The 16848-nt window shown below is 65.4% G+C and carries 16 protein-coding genes; 12 read left to right on the top strand and 4 right to left on the bottom strand.

Features of this window, described 5'->3' with window-relative positions:
* Nucleotides 1-26: 26 nt before the first annotated feature.
* From IEY58_RS31020 to IEY58_RS31010, 3 genes are all read right to left on the bottom strand, one after another.
* Nucleotides 27-2012, bottom strand: a complete 1986-nt coding sequence (locus IEY58_RS31020) for a DUF1302 domain-containing protein (RefSeq protein WP_189052053.1) — start codon at nt 2010-2012, stop codon at nt 27-29.
* A 125-nt stretch (nt 2013-2137) separates the two neighbouring features.
* Nucleotides 2138-2773, bottom strand: coding sequence for a TetR/AcrR family transcriptional regulator (locus IEY58_RS31015; protein ID WP_189052052.1), 636 nt, complete (start codon nt 2771-2773; stop codon nt 2138-2140).
* A gap of 266 nt (nt 2774-3039) precedes the next feature.
* Nucleotides 3040-3195 (bottom strand): hypothetical protein, encoded by a 156-nt coding sequence (locus IEY58_RS31010; protein ID WP_189052051.1) that lies wholly within the window; start codon nt 3193-3195, stop codon nt 3040-3042.
* A 225-nt stretch (nt 3196-3420) separates the two neighbouring features.
* Here IEY58_RS31010 and IEY58_RS31005 point away from each other — a divergent pair, with 225 nt between their 5' ends.
* From IEY58_RS31005 to IEY58_RS30980, 6 genes are all read left to right on the top strand, one after another.
* Nucleotides 3421-4626: a mandelate racemase/muconate lactonizing enzyme family protein gene (locus IEY58_RS31005; RefSeq protein WP_189052050.1), complete on the top strand. Its 1206-nt coding sequence runs from the start codon at nt 3421-3423 to the stop codon at nt 4624-4626.
* A 5-nt stretch (nt 4627-4631) separates the two neighbouring features.
* Complete coding sequence (locus IEY58_RS31000) at nt 4632-5399, top strand: SDR family oxidoreductase (protein ID WP_189052049.1); 768 nt, start codon at nt 4632-4634, stop codon at nt 5397-5399.
* 30 nt (nt 5400-5429) lie between these two features.
* Complete coding sequence (locus IEY58_RS30995; RefSeq protein ID WP_189052048.1) at nt 5430-6443, top strand: TRAP transporter substrate-binding protein; 1014 nt, start codon at nt 5430-5432, stop codon at nt 6441-6443.
* A 5-nt stretch (nt 6444-6448) separates the two neighbouring features.
* Entirely contained in the window at nt 6449-8314 is a 1866-nt protein-coding gene (locus IEY58_RS30990; RefSeq protein ID WP_189052047.1) for a TRAP transporter large permease, read from the top strand.
* Between the two features lie 153 nt (nt 8315-8467).
* A complete protein-coding gene (locus IEY58_RS30985) occupies nt 8468-9829 on the top strand; it encodes an MFS transporter (protein ID WP_229744089.1) in 1362 nt (453 codons plus the stop codon).
* A gap of 174 nt (nt 9830-10003) precedes the next feature.
* Entirely contained in the window at nt 10004-10831 is an 828-nt protein-coding gene (locus IEY58_RS30980; RefSeq protein ID WP_189052046.1) for a substrate-binding periplasmic protein, read from the top strand.
* Nucleotides 10832-10893: 62 nt separating this feature from the next.
* Here IEY58_RS30980 and IEY58_RS30975 read toward each other — a convergent pair whose 3' ends face one another.
* The gene (locus IEY58_RS30975; protein WP_189052045.1) at nt 10894-11793 is read right to left on the bottom strand and encodes a LysR family transcriptional regulator; all 900 of its coding nucleotides are present in this window, start codon (nt 11791-11793) and stop codon (nt 10894-10896) included.
* A gap of 116 nt (nt 11794-11909) precedes the next feature.
* On the opposite strand from IEY58_RS30975, the gene IEY58_RS30970 reads away from it, so the two are divergent.
* Genes IEY58_RS30970 through IEY58_RS30945 form a run of 6 tightly spaced genes read left to right on the top strand, consistent with a single transcriptional unit; the run spans nt 11910 to nt 16830 of the window.
* Nucleotides 11910-12575 (top strand): RraA family protein, encoded by a 666-nt coding sequence (locus IEY58_RS30970; RefSeq protein WP_189052044.1) that lies wholly within the window; start codon nt 11910-11912, stop codon nt 12573-12575.
* Nucleotides 12572-13792: an aspartate transaminase gene (locus tag IEY58_RS30965; RefSeq protein WP_308422464.1), complete on the top strand. Its 1221-nt coding sequence runs from the start codon at nt 12572-12574 to the stop codon at nt 13790-13792. The genes IEY58_RS30970 and IEY58_RS30965 overlap by 4 nt, the downstream gene beginning before the upstream one ends.
* A gap of 33 nt (nt 13793-13825) precedes the next feature.
* The gene (locus tag IEY58_RS30960; protein ID WP_189052043.1) at nt 13826-14644 is read left to right on the top strand and encodes an ABC transporter substrate-binding protein; all 819 of its coding nucleotides are present in this window, start codon (nt 13826-13828) and stop codon (nt 14642-14644) included.
* Nucleotides 14645-14697: 53 nt separating this feature from the next.
* Nucleotides 14698-15396: an amino acid ABC transporter permease gene (locus tag IEY58_RS30955; protein ID WP_189052042.1), complete on the top strand. Its 699-nt coding sequence runs from the start codon at nt 14698-14700 to the stop codon at nt 15394-15396.
* Nucleotides 15396-16100: an amino acid ABC transporter permease gene (locus IEY58_RS30950; RefSeq protein WP_189052041.1), complete on the top strand. Its 705-nt coding sequence runs from the start codon at nt 15396-15398 to the stop codon at nt 16098-16100. Before IEY58_RS30955 ends, IEY58_RS30950 begins: the two co-directional genes overlap by 1 nt.
* A 7-nt stretch (nt 16101-16107) precedes the next feature.
* Nucleotides 16108-16830: an amino acid ABC transporter ATP-binding protein gene (locus tag IEY58_RS30945; protein WP_189052040.1), complete on the top strand. Its 723-nt coding sequence runs from the start codon at nt 16108-16110 to the stop codon at nt 16828-16830.
* The last annotated feature ends 18 nt before the right edge of the window (nt 16831-16848 follow it).

Genomic DNA, 16848 nt, shown 5'->3' with positions numbered 1-16848 from the left:
CGTCCCTCCCTCGGGATCATTCTTTCTTAGAACGAATATTTGACGTTGAGCGCCACGAAGTCGCGGTCGGTCAACAGATCCTGGCCTTTGCCGCCGAAGTAGTTCGTGTAGGAGATCTCGGCCGCCCAGCGGTTCTGATAGGTCGCCTGCAGGCCAAGCTCGACTGCCTTGCGGCCGGCGATGAAGTTGCCGGGTCCCGGCCCCGGCGAGATGCCATTGATGTCGTGGGCGAAGGAAATCTCCGGCCTCAGGTTGACCGGGCCGATCGCGGCCAGATAGTCCGCCTGCAGGCGCAGGCGATAGCCCCAGGAGAACTTGGTCGGAAAGCCGCCGTGCTGGACGTCGCTTGGCGCCGTATTCGGATAGAACGGATTGCCGCTCACCGGCGTGTTCGGTCCGTTGAACGGCAGGTCCTCGTGGCTTTCGAGGCTCGGCACGTAGTCGGCGCCCACCTCGCCTATGAACACCAGCTGATCGGCGCCGATATGCGGCCCCATGACCTTGGTGGCCGTCATCTGCAGCTGCTGGACGTCGTGCTTCTCGTAGCCCTGCCAGTTGTAGTTATAGAACTTGGTGTAGTTCGCGGCCGTGATGCCGCCCGCGCGCCGGATGAGCGTATTGGTGTTGAGCCCGGCCAGGATCGCGTTCAGCGTCGCAGCCGAACCCGAGGCCTTGCCCAGATCGACAAAGGTCGGCGCCAGGCCCGCCTGGATGACATCGGCGAAGTTGATCTGCAGCGGCACGTCGCGCTTGTAGGAATATTCGCCCTGGAACGACCAGTCGCCGATCTGGGTGCTGAAGCTGACCGCCGAGGTCTTGATGGTCTGCGGGTAGCTCACGTAGTAGTTCGCCGCCTCGCCGGCGCTCTGCAGGCCGTATGTGCCGACGATGGTGTTGGCATTGGCGAAGATCGGCCCGACCAGCGCCGGATCCGTCGCGAGCGCCTTGCCGATACCGCCTATGACCTGGGACAGCCCCTTGCCGATGCCGGCGAGGCTCGCGGCCTGGCTGCCGGACTGGTAGCTCAGCACCGGCAGGTTGCTAGCGGCCTGGACGTAGTAGGCGCCGAACTCCGTCGCATTGAGCCAGGACGCCGTGTAGCGCAGCGCAGCGCCATACTGGTTCCAGTTGCTGGGCTCGTGATCGAGGCTGCGCGGCGTCACCAGATTGCCCGGGATATTGACGAAGCCCGGGATGAGCGGCTGGTCGGGCGCGAACCGCCGGTCGGCGAAAGTGTCGCCGTTCAAGGTCACATAGTTGCTGCCGGGCGACGCAAGGTCGTTGGTCGAGAAATAGGTTCCGTTCGGATCGATGTCGGTCTTCTGCCACTGCCACTGGTAATACGCCTCGATCGACAGGTCCTTGGTGATACTGGTCGAGAAATCCGTGACCGGGATCGGCAGGATCGCCTCGCGCAGCTCGGAGCCCGGCGAGCGCAGCGCAGTCACATCGAACGGATTGAACGCGTTGATGCCGCCGGGAATGAACGTGCTCTCGCCCCAGTTCAGCGCCATGCGGCCGATGCGGGCGTCGAACCGGTGGTCGAACACGTCGAAATGGCCGTAGCCATAAGCGTCGAGCAGCCGGCCGCCGAAGCCGGCCTGGTTCACCGCCTCATGCGACAGCGGCATGAAATCGGTGTTGTGCGCGTCGTAGTTGACAAAGTCGACGAACTCGGTCGCCCGGGCGAAGAATCCCAAGTCGTTCCGGTCGAGCTTCAATTCCTCGGTCGCGCGGAGCGGCGCCGACACCGGTCCCGTGCCGTAGTTGAGGTCGCCGTTGTCCTGGTTCGTGCTGGGTCCTCGGCCGCCGTTGGCCCGGCCGATCAGGTCCGGGTTGCGGCCCTGCACCCGATTGAGCACGCCGATCGAAACCGTCGTGTCCAAGCTGCCTTGCCAGTCGCCAAGCGTGAAATCCTCTGCGTGCGCCAGACCTGAGGCGCCGAGGAGAGCCACGGCGCTCACGCCCCACACCAAGCCGCGGACCGCCAAATCCTGTTGACGTCTTCCCATGTCATCCCCCCTGTCAGGCGCGTTTGCCGCGTCCCTGTCTTGCCGTCCGAACCCTGGTCCACCCCGGCATCGGCTTTCTCTTGAAGCCGTATGCCGTCCTCTAGCGCCGCCCGGTCTCTGCCGGGCTAGTCCTTCATCAGCTCCACCGCCGCCTCGGCCTCGTGCGGCATCGGCGCCGTCATGAACGGCCGCATCAGATCGGACCAAAGCCGCCTGAGCGCGGCGCCGCCGACCGGATCGCTCGCCAGCATGTCCTGCACCGCCATGCCGCGGAGCATGTAGACCGTCATCATCGCGATATTGGCCGAGAGGTTCTGCGCCTCGCCGTCGCCGTCACCTCCCCAGGCCGCCCGGATGCCGCCGACCAAGCCGGCAAACACCGGCTCGAGCCGCCGATGCAGGTCTGCCTCGGTCCGGCACGCGACGGTCAGCTCGAACAGCACGTCGCGATAGCGGCTCTGGTAGAATTTCTGCCAGATCTTCTCGATCAGCACCGGGTCCTGCTGGCGTTCGGACGCCGCGAACTCGTCGGCCGCCCGGCGCGTGTCGGTGATCATGATCTCGGCCGCCGCCGCGATGAGCTCGTTCCGGGTCGCGAAATGATGCGCCCAGGTGCCCTTGGACACGCCGGCACGCTCGAGGATCCGCGACAGGCTCGCCCCGTGGAAGCCGAACTCCTGCAGGCAGTCGAGCGTGGCCTCGATCAGCAGATCGCGCGTCTGGCGGCTTCTCTCTTGCGGTTGGCGAACGAGTTTGGTCACACGCTGAACCCGAAAACCGACTGGTCGGTCTAGAGTGACATGCGCGCCCCGGCTGTCAAGATCATCGACAAGATAAGTTCGAGATTTAAGAAAGCAGGAATTTGCCTTCTTCTCACATTACTGCGGATGTCCGACAAGTTCTTCGTGGATATTTGTGCATTGCAAAATGAAGCAGGAACCGGCACTGAACGTCCGGTAGAGCGATCTCGCCGCCTGCCCGGGACGCCCCGGCGCCCGCCGTTCCGCGAACGGCCGTCCCCCGCCGATCAATCGCCGGGCGGCGGCCGCTTCGCCGTCAGCCGATAAACCGGCACCAGGTCGGCCGGGTCCTTTCGCCAGCGCAGCAAACCGCCGAGCGACCGCACCATGTCGATCGCCGCCTTCACCGCGAGCAGGCCGCCAACGATCTCATGGGTGCCCATCCCATCCTCCTCATCCATGCCGGGCGGGATTATAGAACATAAAGGGAACATTTGGTGTGACATCGGCAAGGCCGCGCCCCTTAATTCCGCGGGAAACCGCCGACTTTCGATTGCGTCACAGATAATATATTGTGATATTTCACATCACGGGCTAGCGTGGTGCGATCGGGCGGCGGCACGGTTCTGGACGCGCACGCCGCCCCTGAACGAATTGGGAGGATGCCGATGAAGATCACCGCTATCGAGACGCTGCGGACCGAGGAGTTCGCCAATGTGCTCTGGGTCCGCGTCCATACGGACGGCGGCGTGATCGGGCTCGGCGAGACCTTCTACGGCGCCGGCGCCGTCGAGGCGCATATCCACGACACGCTGGCCGGCCGCCTCATCGGCCGCAACGCGCTCCATATCGAAGCGATCCATCGCGACATGCTGAACCTGCCGATGGCGCAGTCGAGCACGGGCGTCGAGTATCGCGCGGCATCCGCGATCGACATCGCGCTTTGGGACGCGTTCGGCAAGCTGTGCAACCAGCCGGTCCACCAGATGCTGGGCGGGCTCTGCCGGCCGAAGCAGCGGGTCTACAACACCTGCGCCGGCTACGCCTATGTTCGCTCGACCAACATCAAGCCGGTGTCGAACTGGAACCGGAAAGAGAGCGCTGCGGCCGGTCCCTATGAAGACCTGAACGGCTTCATGACGCGAGCCGACGCGGTCGCCGAGAGCCTGCTCGAATCCGGCATCACCGCCATGAAGATCTGGCCGTTCGATCCGGCGGCCATGGAAAACGACGGCCTCTACATCACGCCGGACCAGCTCAAGGCGGCGCTCGAGCCGTTCGAGAAGATCCGCCGCGCCGTCGGCGACAAGATGGAGATCATGGTCGAGTTCCACTCGCTCTGGAACCTGCCCATGGCGAAGAAGCTGGCCAAGATCCTCGAGCAGTACAATCCGACCTGGTACGAGGATCCGATCCGCATGAACTCGCCGCAGGCGCTGGCCGAATACGCGCGCTCGACCAGCGTGTGGACCTGCGCCAGCGAGACGCTCGGCAGCCGCTTCCCCTACAAGGACATGCTGGACCGCGATGCCATGCATGTGGTGATGGCCGACCTGTGCTGGACCGGCGGCCTGACCGAAGGCCGCAAGATCGCCTCCATGGCCGACACCTATCACCGGCCGTTCGCGCCGCATGACTGCATCGGCCCGGTGGGCTTCATCGCCGGCATCCACGCCTCGTTCAGCCAGCCCAACACGCTCATCCAGGAGAGCGTGCGCGCCTTCTATACCGGCTGGTACAAGGAGCTCGTCACCATCCTGCCGGTCATCCAGGACGGCTATGTCCTGCCGATGGAGGGCCCGGGCCTCGGCACCGAGCTGCTGTCGGCCGTGTTCGAGCGGCCGGACCTCATCGTCCGCCGGTCGGAGGCGTGACCGCCATGAAAGGCCAGCTCTTCGATCTCACAGGGCGGACCGCCCTCGTCACCGGCTCGTCGCGCGGCCTCGGCCGCGCCATGGCGGAGGGTCTGGCCGAGGCCGGCGCCGCCGTGGTGCTGAACGGCGCCGATGCCGGGCGCCTGCGTGAAGCCGCGGCCGAGATGCGCACGGCCGGCCGCACGGTCCACGAGGCTTGCTTCGACGTGACCGACGAAGCGGCGGTCATTGCCGCGTTCGAAGCACTCGACGCGCAGGGCATCGCGGTCGACATCCTGGTCAACAACGCGGGCATCCAGTTCCGCCGGCCGATGGTCGAGCTCGACACGGCCGACTGGCGCCGCGTGATCGAGACCAACTTGACGAGCGCCTTCGTCATCGGGCGCGAGGCGGCCCGGCGCATGATCCCGCGCGGCCGAGGCAAGATCATCAATATCGGCTCGCTCACCAGCGACGCGGCGCGCGCGACCGTCGCGCCCTACACGGTCGCCAAAGGCGGCATCAAGATGCTGACGCGTGCCATGACCGCCGAATGGGCCCCGCACGGCATCCAGGCCAACGCGATCGGCCCGGGCTACATGCTGACCGACATGAACCAGGCGCTTGTCGACGACCCCAAGTTCAACGCCTGGGTCACGGGCCGCACGCCATCGCGGCGCTGGGGGAGACCTGAGGAACTCATCGGCACCGCCGTGTTCCTCGCCTCGGCCGCATCGGACTATGTGAACGGCCAGATCATCTACGTCGACGGCGGCATGCTCGCCGTGCTCTGAAGCAACCCCGCCAGAAGAAAGACAAGAAAAATGAACAGCTTTCTGTCTCGCCGCGCCTTCGTTGCCGCCTCCGCCGTTGCCGTCGCGGCGCCCGCCATCATCGGCCGCGCCCAGGCTGCGACCACGCTCAAGATCTCGACCTCCTACCCGAACGATCCGAAGTTCTCGACGGCGCGCATCTGGTACGACCTGTTCGTCCCGCGCCTCCAGGCGGCCACGGGCGGCGCCGTCACCACACAGTTCTTCCCCGACAACCAGCTGGGCCAGGAGGCGGACGTCGCCAACCAGGTCAAGCTCGGCGTGGTCGACGCCATGCTGGTCGGCGCCTCGATCTGGACCAACCTTGTCCCGGAATTCGGCGTGTTCGACCTGGGCTTCCTGTTCCAGGACTACGATCACCTGCTGCGCGCCACCGCCACGCCAGCCGGTGCCGGGCTGCAGCAGCTGCTGGTGGAAAAGGCCGGCACGCATTTCCCCGCCTGGGGCCGCAACATCGGCGCGCGCAATTTCATCACCAAGTTCGCCTTCAACGAGCCGGCGGATCTGGCGGGACACAAGATCCGCTGCCTGCCGAGTCCCATGGTGACCGAGACTGTTCGACTCATGGGCGCCGCAGCCACGCCGATGGCGTTCGGCGAGATCTATACCGGTCTGCAGGCGGGCGTGATCGACGGCATGGAGCACGACGCGCCCACCATCCTGTCCGCCAAGTTCTATGAGACGGCGAAGATCTTCACCTATACCCGCCACATCCACACCCCGTTCGGCGCCTTCGTCAGCGATCGTACGTTGAAGCGCCTGCCGACAGACCAGCGGGACGGATTGCTGCGCGCGGTCCGCGAGGCCACCGACGACTGGTTCAAGCGGGCGGCGACTGCGGAGAACGATGCCGTGGAAGAGCTCAAGACCAAGGGCGTCGCAGTTCATGATTGCGACCGGGCCGCCTTCCGGGAGCGTGTGCAACCGCTGTGGGACAAGTTCGCCGAGACCACGCCCGGTGCCAAGCCGATGATCGACGCGGTCCGCGCCACCGAGAAGGCTTGAGGGCCATGGAGCAAGCGCTCCATGCCGCGGCACGGCCGCGGGCATGGCCCGGCCTCGTTCGGGCCATGCTCGCCACGGTCGAGGTCACCGCGGCGACACTGCTGTTCGCGGACCTGGTCATCGTCGTCGTGTCAGTGCTTTCCCGCTACCTCTTCGACGCGTCCATGGTCTGGAGCGACGACGCGGCGCGGGCGCTCCTGCTGGCCGTGAGCTTCCTCGGCGCGTCGGCAGCGCTCGCCCGTGGGGAGAATGCCGGCGTGACGTTCTTCGTCGACCGTCTCTCCCGTCGGCATCGGCTGCGGATCGACGCGCTGGTCGACGTGGCGATCCTGGTCGTCGCCGGCGCGCTCGCCTGGCATAGTTGGCAACTGGTCGAAGATACGTCAGGGCAGACGGTCGGGGCGGGTATCCCGCAGGAGATCTTCTTCGCCCCGCTCTGTCTCGCCGCCGCGACGATGATCGTTTTCGCGGCAGACCGGTTGCTGCAGCACCCCTTCGCCCGCGTGCTCGGCGGGACGGCGGTCGCCGCCGGGATCGCGGCGGTCTTTTGGGTGTGGGGGACCTACGCGCCCGGCTCCATGCCCGCCATGCCATGGCTGATGGGTGTCGCCTTCCTCGTCTCGCTCGTCGCCGGCACACCGATCGCTTTCGTGCTGGCGCTTACCACGCTCGTGTTCATCTGGGCGGGTGATCTGCTGCCGGGCGAGATCTTTGCGCAGCAGATGGCGCGCGGCATCGACAATTTCGTCCTGCTGGCCGTGCCGTTCTTCATTCTCGTCGGCTACCTGATGGAGGCGAACGGCATGTCCGTGCGCCTCATCGCGCTGCTGCAGCGGGGCGTCGGCCGCATGCGCGGTGGCCTCGATGTGGTGATGGTCCTGAGCATGGTCGTGTTCTCCGGCATTTCCGGCTCCAAGATGGCCGACGTGGCCGCGGTCGGGTCCGTGCTGGTTCCGGCTGCGCGCAAGTCGGGCCAGAAGCCCGGCGATGCCGTGGCGCTGCTCGCAGCCTCCGCGGTGATGGCGGAAACCATCCCGCCGTGCGTGAACCTCATCATCCTGGGCTTCGTCGCGAACCTGTCGATCGGTGGGCTCTTCATGGCGGGCTTGGTCCCGTCAGCGCTGATGGCGCTCGCTCTCGTCGGCCTCGTCATCCTGCTCGGCAGCCGCACGACGGCACCGGTCGTGCTGGGACCGGAGACGGGCAGCACCAAAGGCATGTGGACGAGCGGCATCGCAGCCTTCGGCCTCATCGCCATGATCTTCGGCGGCTACCGGTCCGGCTTCGCCACCGCGACGGAGATCTCGGCCTTTGCCGTTGTGTATGCCATCCTCGTCGGCACGCTCGCCTTCCGGGAGACGAGCTGGCGCGGCCTCGGCCGGGTGTTGCGCCATGCGGCGACGCGATCGGGCATGGTCCTGTTCATCGTCGCCACGGCGCAAAGCCTCGCTTACGTGCTGACGCTGCAGCAGATACCGCATGCCATCGCGGAGCTGCTGGTGTCGATATCGTCCGCTCATGGACCCTGGCTATTCCTGCTGCTGTCGATCGCGGTCCTGATCGTCATGGGCTCGGTGCTGGAGGGCGCCGCCGCGCTCATCATTTTCGGTCCCCTGCTGATGCCCGTCGCGCGCCAGCTTGGGATTGAACCGCTGCACTACGGCGTCGTGCTGGTGATCGGCATGGGGATCGGCCTGTTCGCCCCGCCCCTCGGCCTCGGGCTCTACGGTTCGTGCCTGATCGGCGGCGTCAGGCTCGAGGAGACCGTATGGCCGATCATGAAATATCTGGGGCTGCTGCTCGCCTGCCTCGTGCTGATTGCGCTCGTGCCGGAAATTACGATGGCGCTGCCGCACCTGGCTGGATACTGACACCGGCGACACCGCCCGGAAAAAAAGGTTCCACCGCCCGATAATCTCCCGTAAAGAGGAATTAATCGGAGGATTGAGCGCAAACTACGACGACCGGAGCCGCTGCCATGCCGGCGGTCCCGTCAACGAGAAGACGAAAAAGGGGAAACGTCAGTGTCGGTCGCAGCCACACAGCAATCGGTCATCAACAGTGCCGTCCGGCACCTCGTGACCAAGTACAATCCGCAAGGCAACCGGGTCGGCTGGCTCATGATGGCCTCGATCCTGGTCGAGGCCTGGGACCTCTACTCGATCGCCTTCGTGCTGGTCTTCATCAAGGAACAGTACAATCCGGACCCGCTGCTGCTGGGACTTGCGGCCGCAGGCACGCAGGGCGGCGCGCTCGCCGGCGCCATCCTGGGCGGCTGGCTGTCCGACAAGATCGGCCGGCGCGTGATGTTCCTGGCCACGATGATCCTGTTCATCATCCTGGCGCTGGCCCAAGCGTTCGTGACCAATGTCGAGTGGCTGGTCGTCGTGCGCTTCTTCCTGGGCGTCCCGCTCGGCAGCGACATATCCAACGGCTACACCTACATCATGGAGTCCATGCCCAAGGGCAAGCGCGAGGTCATGGGCAACCGTTGGCAGTTCATGTTCGCGATCGGCGAGGTCATGACGCTCGCCGTCATCGCCATATTCCTGATTTCCCAGCTCGACCATGAACTCGTCTGGCGCGTGACGCTGGGCCTGGGCGCTGTGCCGGCGCTCGTCATCCTGCTGATGCGCCACGACCTGCCGGAGACGGCGGTGTGGCTGGTCCGCAATGGCCGGTTCCGGGAGGCGAAGCTGGTCGCCAAGCAGATGTTCGGCGACGATCTCGCCATGCTGCCGAACGAGGACGTCAAGGTGACGAAGCCGCACCCGGCGGCCTTCCTGGCCGACATCCGCAAGGACCCGATCCGCTGGCGTGCCACGCTCTACGGCTGGATCGCGTGCTTCGCCCAGGGCAGCGAGTTCTCGACCTTCGCCTTCTATCTGCCGGTGCTGTTCACCATGGTCGGCGTCGCTTCGGTGCTCGGCACCGATCTCGTCACCATGGCGCTCTACTGCGTCGCTGCGATCTCGGGCTGGATCGGGCCGATGATCACGCCGAAGATCGGCCAGCGCGGCATCAGCATCGCCGGGTTCGCAATCGTGCTGGTCTCGCTGCTGGTCGCCGCCGCGGCGCTCTATACCGGCAACAAGATGATCCTGCCGTTCGCGGCGGGGGCGATGCTGTGGGGCCATTACTGGGACGCGTCGAACTGCATGACGATCCCGACCGTGGTCGCGAGGCCCGAGTATCGCGGCACGGCGAGCGGCTTTGCCTATATGTTCGTGAAGCTGCCGTCGTTCATCGCGATCTTCCTGTTCCCGACGATCTTCGCGGCGATCGGCCAGGCGAACGCGACCCTGCTCGTCGCCGTCTTCCCGCTGATCGGGCTCCTGGCGGCGATCTTCATCCTGCCCGAAGTCTACGGCTACGAGCACGACTGAGCCGGATCTCGGTCTCAAGTGATGCGAAGCCCTCGATCCCACCGGATCGGGGGCTTCGTCTTTTGTGCCAGCGACCACAGCTGTGAGCCCGGACGCGCCGCCCGGCGTCGTTTCTCCTTTGCTCTTCGTGCCCTTCGTTCCAAGATCGCGGGAGCGCCAGGTCGGGAAACGACGATGGTCACTCGACGCCGGAGCAAGCTACCTGAGAAAAAGTTCCGCAGCGGCGGCATCGCAGCGGCGCTCGCCGCCGGTCTCGCGGCAGCCGGTCCGGCGAGCGCCGCCGAATGCTCGAAGATGGTCGTGAGCGGGCATCCTGGCTACCCGCCGCTCGTCTATTACGACGGCCATGAGATGCGCGGTGCCTGGATGGCGATCGCTTCGCGCATTCTGAGCGACCTCGATATCCCGTTCGAGCTCTCCTACGAGGGCCCCTGGTCGCGCGTGCTGGAGAGCGCCATGGAAGCCAAGATCGACCTGATCGCGACGCTGAAGGAATCGCCCGAGCGCTTGGCCTATCTCAGCTTCACCACTACGCCCGCGGTCTATGCCGATATCGCGCTGTTCGTGCGGAGCGACAGCACGCTGCAGTATCACGGCTGGCCGGATCTGATCGGCAAGCTGGGCGGCATCGTCCGCGACGAGCACTACGGCCTGGGCTTCGACGAGTTCATGCGATCGCATCTGACGGTCGAGACCGTGACCAGCATCGACCTCGACTTCAAGATGCTGGAGGCGGGGCACGTCGACTATGCCGTGACCGGCTACTATCCGGGCCTCGCGCACATCGCCTCGCTGGGATTCGAGGACAGGCTCAAGGCCGTGCAGCCGCTGATCTCGCAGACCGTCAACGGCTTCGCCTTCGTCACGGCCAGCCCCTGCCTCAAATATCTGCCGGCTTTCGACAAGCAACTGGCCGTGCTGGTCAAGAACGGCACGGTGCAGCGGCTGGTCGACGAGAACCTGCGGAACTGGCAGCTGAAGCCGCTCGATCTGTCCAACTGATCGGGCGGGTCTTCTGGTGCGTCTCCCGCGCTTCTGGAGCTCCACACCTAGGTCCGACGCCTCTAGGTCCGACGCAGGGAGAAATCGCAGCAATTCTGGCTGAGCTTGGCGATCAGCTCGGCCAGCGGATCCAGCGCATCGGCGCGAAAAGAGGCGAAATATTGAATCGGCGGCAACTTCGGCTTGGTCCGGATGATCCGAAGCCGCCCGCTTTGGATCTCGGGCGTAAAATACTGCTCCGTCAGGAAGGTCGCGCCGAGCCCGGCCATCGCGAGCGCCGAGAGGACGCTCAGGCTGTTGCACTTGACGATGCGGTTGAAGGTGATGCCGCTCGCGTTCAGCCATTCGACGACGAGACGCTGCAAGCCGGAGCCCTCGCCCTGGGTCAGGATCGGATAGTTCGCAATTTCGGCGAGCGGCAGCTCGTCGGCATCAGGCCCCGCCCCGGGGGCACACATCCATTGCAGCGTAACGCTGTCGAGCGGCAATACCTTGAAGCCGGAGCCCGCCGGCGGATCCAGCCCGATCACGAGATCGAGCCGGCGGTCGGCCAGCTTGTCGTAGAGCGAGATGCTGGCATCGACCTCCGGTTCGGGCACCACGTCGGGAAACGCCTCCTTCATCGCGACGACGAGCTTGGGCAGCCAGGTCAGCGCCACGAGTTCGGTGACGCCGAACCGGAATGAGCCGCTGAATCCCAGCGGGCCGGCCGCCACTTCGTGAAACCGCGTGCCGAGCTTCAGGAGCTCGGTCGCGATCGGCAGCAGGTTTTGTCCGCTCCGCGTCAATGCGACGGCCCGGCCGCTGCGATCCAGCAGTTGCACGTTCAGAACAGTCTCGAGCTCGAGGATGCGCTTGGAGATCGTCGACTGGGCCAGGTTCAGGCGCTCGGCCGCCTCGACGACACTGCCGAGCGTCGCGATCCAGTAGAGCGCTTCGACCTGCTTCAGCGTGATGGACATGCCGGCCTGAACCGTGAAAGAAAGCGATATAAAAAGTAGAATATAATTCGCTTTCATTCATTTCAAGCGAGGCACACAATCCTGAAACTTTCCATCCACGAAACCGCCATATCGCCATGCTCATCCCAGGTCATCGGTCCTTTCCGTCCTTGCCCTCGGTCCCTGACGAGGTGCTCGACAGTTTTCGCGAAGCCCAGGTCGCCATCGTGTCGGACAACATGAACCGGCTGCACGGCACTCGTTCGCTCAGGCCATTCCATGGGTCGGCCCGGTTGATCGGCACGGCGGTGACCGTGAAGACCCGTCCCGGCGACAACCTGATGATCCACAAGGCTTACGCCGCGCTGCGCCCCGGCGACGTGCTGGTCGTCGACGGCGGCGGGGATCTCAACCAGGCGCTGGTCGGCGAGATCATGATGCGCCGGGCCCAGGCGATCGGCGTCGCCGGCTTCGTCATCGACGGCGCCATTCGCGATGTCGCGGCGTTCGTCGAGAGCGGGTTCCCGTGCTTTGCCCGCGGGGTCACCCACCGCGGCCCGTACAAGTCGGGCCCCGGCGAAATCAACGTGCCGGTCTCCATCGACGGGCTGGTCGTCATGCCGGGCGACCTCGTGCTCGGCGATGAAGACGGCGTGGTCACGTTCGATCGCACCGTGGCTGCGGATCTCCTGCCCCTGGTCGCAGCACAACAGGCTCGCGAGGCCGAGGCGCTCAAGGCGGCCCGGGAAGGCCGGTCGAGTTCCTACATGGGGCTCGCCGCGGACAAGGGGCAGCCCACATGAACGCCGTTCCTGACATGATCCAGCTCTCGGCGCGCGTCCGGCGCATCAAGCCGTCGCCCAGCATGGTCGCGCGCGACCGCGCCCGGCAGCTGCAGGCCCAGGGGCGCGACATCGTCGACCTGACGGCCGGCGAGCCGGACTTCGACACGCCGGCCCATATCCAGGAGGCGGTCGGCAAGGCGATGGCAGCCGGCGAGACGCGCTACACCCCGGTGAACGGCACGTCGGCGCTGCGCAAGGCGATCGTCGCGAAGCTCGCCCGGGAAAACGGCGTGCGCTACGAGCTCAACCAGATCTCGGTCGGATCCGGTGCCAAGCAGGTGATCTATAACGCCCTCGCCGCGACGGTCGGCGACGGCGACGAGGTCATCATTCCGGCGCCCTACTGGGTCTCCTATCCGGACATGGTGCTGGCGTGCGACGCGACGCCGGTCGTCGTCCGGTGCGGCGAGAACAACGGCTTCAAGCTCTCGGCCGACGCGCTCGAAAGTGCCATCACGCCGCGTACACGCTGGGTGATCCTGAACGCGCCCTGCAATCCGACCGGCGCCTTCTATTCCGAGGCGGAGATGCGGGCGCTTACCGACGTGCTGCTGCGCCATCCGCACGTCGCCCTCATGACCGACGACATCTACGAGCATATCCGGTTCGACGACGGCGCTCCCGTCTGCCCGGCGGCGATCGAGCCGCAGCTCATGGATCGCATCCTGCTGGTGAACGGCGTCTCCAAGACCTACGCCATGACCGGCTTCCGCCTGGGCTATGGCGCCGGTCCCAAGGCGTTGATCGCGGCCATGAACACGATCCAGTCGCAATCGACCTCCTGCACGAGTTCGCTGAGCCAAGCCGCCGCAACAGCGGCGCTGGAGGGCGATCAGAGCTTCGTCGCGGAAGCGCGCCAGGCTTATCGGGAGCGGCGGGATCGGGCCGTGGCACTGCTGAACGAGATCCCGGGCTTGAGCTGCCGGCCGCCCGAGGGCGCCTTCTACGTCTATCCATCCTGTGCCGGTCTCATCGGCAAGCGCACGCCCTCGGGCACCGTCCTCGAAACAGATTCCGACGTCCTCATGTATTTCCTCGAGCACGCCGGCGTGGCCATGGTGGATGGCAGCGCCTATGGGCTCTCCCCCTATCTCAGGATGTCGATCGCGACCTCGCTGCCGCAGATCGAGGAAGGGTGCAGGCGCGTCAAAGAGGCTTGCGAAGCACTGCGATAAAGAGCTGAAAAGATCGACAGGGAGCGGACCTACATGAAACTTTTCCACATCATCGCCCTCGGCCTCCTCGTTGCCGCCGGGATGACGGCCACGGCGCGCGCCGACGAGCTCGCCGACATCAAGGCCCGCGGGACGCTCGTCTGCGGCACGCTCGGCACGGCCGAGCCCTTCAGCTTCCAGGACCCGAAGACCCGGGAAATCGTCGGGTACGACGTCGACATGTGCACCAAGGTCGCCGAGGCGCTGGGCGTCAAGCTCGAACTGAAGCCCATGGCGGTCGAGGCGCGCATCCCGGAACTGGTGCAGGGACGCGTCGACATTCTGGCCGCCAATCTCGGCTGGTCGAAGGAGCGGGCGCAGCAGATCGACTACAGCTATTCCTACTTCGTCAGCCCGCAGAAGATCATGGTGGCGGCCGATTCCGGCATCAAGACGCTGGACGGCCTCGCCGACAAGCGGGTGAGCGCGCTCAAGGGCTCGTCGTCGGAACAGGGCGTACGCCGCGTTCTGCCCAAGGCCGAGACCGTCACGTTCCAGGACCCCTCCTCGGCCTTTCTGGCTGTGGCGCAGGGCAAGGTGGACGGCTTCTGTGCGTCGGAGCTCATTCTGGTCAAGCTGCGCAAGCAGGGCGAGAGCACCACGCCCATGACGATCATCGATCAGCCGGTCTTCGTCGAACCCTGGGGGCTCGGCATCCGGAAAGGCGAGACCGCGTTCCAGGAACAGGTGAACAAGGCGCTTGCCGCCTTGGAGAATTCCGGCGAGGCGGCGAAGATCTTCGACAAGTGGTTCGGGCCGCAAACGGCCTACGGCCTCAAGCGCGATTTCAAGATTCAGGAAATCAAGGGCTGACATAGGATGAGGCCGGCGCGCCCGGCCTCATCCTGTCCTTCGAGGCCGACCTGATGGGCTATATCTTCGATCCGGCAGCCGTTCTGACCGGCAAGTACCTGAGCTGGTTCATCTGGGGCACCGTCACCACCATCGGCTTGACGGCTGCCGCCTGGATCCTGGGCATGGTGACGGGCATCCTGCTGACGCTCGTCCGGATGATCCCGCTCCGGCCGCTCGAGTGGCTCGTGGCGCTTTATGTCGAGTACCACCGCAACGTCCCACTGCTGGTGCAGATCTTCGTCTGGTATTTCGGCATTCCCCAGCTGCTGCCTCGGCCGCTCAGCATCTGGGTCAACCGGCACCATAGCGAGTTCCTGCTGGCGATGATCGCGCTCGGACTTGCCATGGCCGCCTATATTACCGAGGACCTGCGCAGCGGCATCCGGTCCATCCCGAAAACCCAGTACGAAGCAGCGCGCTCGATCGGCTTCAACTACCTGCAGTCGATGAGCTGGATCATTCTGCCCCAGGCGGTGCGGATCGTGATCCCGCCGCTCATCAATCAGACGCTGCTTTTGTTTAAGAATACCAGCCTGGCCATGGCGGTGGGCGTGGCGGAGCTGACCTACAACACGCGCGAGGTCGACAGCTACACCTTCAAGACGTTCGAGGCATTCGCCGTCGCGACCGTGATCTATCTGGCGATCTCGTTCGTCATCATGGGCGTAGGCCGGATCACCGACCGCAAGCTGAAGCTGGAGATCCGCTGATGCTCCAGATTCTGCAGGACAATTGGCTGCTGTTCCTGATCGGCCAATATCCGCACGGGCCGGTCGGCGGGCTGGCGATGACCCTGTTCATGGCGATCGTCGGGCTGCTCTTGAGCTTCCCGATCGCGATCGGGCTGGCCCTGGCCCGGCTCAGTTCGTGGCGTTGGCTCCAAGCCCCCGCAACCGCGATCGTCTACACGGTCCGCGGCCTGCCGCTCATCATGTTCATCTTCTGGGTCTATTTCGTCTCCCCGCTGGTGATCGGCGAGGCGGTGGGCGGCGTCGAGACCTTGATCATCGCGCTCGTGATCTATGAGGCGAGTTACCTCTCGGAGATCATCCGCGCCGGGATCGAAGGGCTGCCGCACGGCCAGGTCGAGGCAGCCAAGGCGCTCGGCCTGCGCTATTTCCCCACGACCTTCAAGGTCGTGCTGCCGCAGGCACTGCACAACATGCTGCCGAGCATGGTCAGCCAGTTCGTCTCCACCATCAAGGAGACCTCGCTCGGTTATGTTATCAGCGCCAACGAGATCACCTTCGCTGCGAGCCAGGTGAACAACCACCTGATGACGAAGCCCTTTCAGGTCTACGGTCTGCTGGCTCTCACCTATTTCGTGCTCTGCTTCGCGCTCACGAGCATGGCTCGCTGGCTTGAACGGCGGATCGCCGCGGAACGCGGCGGCCTCGTGACCCAGCCGGCATGAGGTGCGCATGATCCGCTTCGACAATATCGGGAAATGGTTCGGCCCGCTGCATGTCCTGGCCGACGTGTCGGGCGACGTCGCGAAGGGCGAGACCGTGGTCCTGCTGGGTCCCTCGGGCTCGGGCAAGTCGACGCTCATCCGCTGCGTGACGCGGCTCGAGCCGATCCAGCAGGGCCGCATTCTGGTCAACGATGTGGACATCGCGTCGGGCGGCGTCGACATCAACCAGCTCCGCCAGCGGATCGGCTTCGTCTTCCAGGCCTATAACCTGTTCCCGCATCTCTCCGCGCTTGGCAACGTGACGATCGGCCTCGAGCGGCTGAAGGGCCTGCCCCGGAACGAGGCCAGGGAGCGCGGCCTGCACGAGCTCGGCCGCGTCGGTCTCGCCGACAAGGCCGATGCCGTGCCCGCCAGGCTGTCCGGCGGGCAGCGCCAGCGCGTCGCCATCGCGAGAGCGCTCGCCATGGATCCCGAGATCATGCTGTTCGACGAGCCGACCAGCGCGCTCGACCCTGAGATGGTGAGCGAGGTTCTGCAGGTGATGCGGTCGCTCGCCCAAGCCGGCATGACCATGATGGTGGTCACCCATGAAATGGGCTTCGCCCGCCAGGTGGCCGACCAGGTCTGGTTCATGGAGGGCGGCAAGATCGCCGAGCGCGGGACGCCCGCCGAGATCTTCACGGCGGCCGAGTCTCCGCGCCTGCGGCAGTTCCTGACCCTTGGCAGGTGAAAGCCCAAGGCCACAAGC

Source organism: Aliidongia dinghuensis (genome assembly GCF_014643535.1).
In the GTDB taxonomy this organism is placed as follows: Bacteria; Pseudomonadota; Alphaproteobacteria; order ATCC43930; family CGMCC-115725; genus Aliidongia; species Aliidongia dinghuensis.
Note: the sequence above shows the minus strand (reverse complement) of the source record. Positions and strands in the feature narration are given on the sequence as shown.

What these genes read in the sequence shown, in the direction of transcription:
- IEY58_RS31020 (WP_189052053.1), bottom strand. Translation starts at nt 2,012, where the DNA reads ATGGGAAGACGTCAACAGGATTTGGCGGTCCGCGGCTTGGTGTGGGGC.
- IEY58_RS31010 (WP_189052051.1), bottom strand. Translation starts at nt 3,195, where the DNA reads ATGGGCACCCATGAGATCGTTGGCGGCCTGCTCGCGGTGAAGGCGGCG.
- IEY58_RS31005 (WP_189052050.1), top strand. Translation starts at nt 3,421, where the DNA reads ATGAAGATCACCGCTATCGAGACGCTGCGGACCGAGGAGTTCGCCAAT.
- IEY58_RS31000 (WP_189052049.1), top strand. Translation starts at nt 4,632, where the DNA reads ATGAAAGGCCAGCTCTTCGATCTCACAGGGCGGACCGCCCTCGTCACC.
- IEY58_RS30995 (WP_189052048.1), top strand. Translation starts at nt 5,430, where the DNA reads ATGAACAGCTTTCTGTCTCGCCGCGCCTTCGTTGCCGCCTCCGCCGTT.
- IEY58_RS30990 (WP_189052047.1), top strand. Translation starts at nt 6,449, where the DNA reads ATGGAGCAAGCGCTCCATGCCGCGGCACGGCCGCGGGCATGGCCCGGC.
- IEY58_RS30980 (WP_189052046.1), top strand. Translation starts at nt 10,004, where the DNA reads ATGGTCACTCGACGCCGGAGCAAGCTACCTGAGAAAAAGTTCCGCAGC.
- IEY58_RS30975 (WP_189052045.1), bottom strand. Translation starts at nt 11,793, where the DNA reads ATGTCCATCACGCTGAAGCAGGTCGAAGCGCTCTACTGGATCGCGACG.
- IEY58_RS30970 (WP_189052044.1), top strand. Translation starts at nt 11,910, where the DNA reads ATGCTCATCCCAGGTCATCGGTCCTTTCCGTCCTTGCCCTCGGTCCCT.
- IEY58_RS30965 (WP_308422464.1), top strand. Translation starts at nt 12,572, where the DNA reads ATGAACGCCGTTCCTGACATGATCCAGCTCTCGGCGCGCGTCCGGCGC.
- IEY58_RS30960 (WP_189052043.1), top strand. Translation starts at nt 13,826, where the DNA reads ATGAAACTTTTCCACATCATCGCCCTCGGCCTCCTCGTTGCCGCCGGG.
- IEY58_RS30955 (WP_189052042.1), top strand. Translation starts at nt 14,698, where the DNA reads ATGGGCTATATCTTCGATCCGGCAGCCGTTCTGACCGGCAAGTACCTG.
- IEY58_RS30950 (WP_189052041.1), top strand. Translation starts at nt 15,396, where the DNA reads ATGCTCCAGATTCTGCAGGACAATTGGCTGCTGTTCCTGATCGGCCAA.
- IEY58_RS30945 (WP_189052040.1), top strand. Translation starts at nt 16,108, where the DNA reads ATGATCCGCTTCGACAATATCGGGAAATGGTTCGGCCCGCTGCATGTC.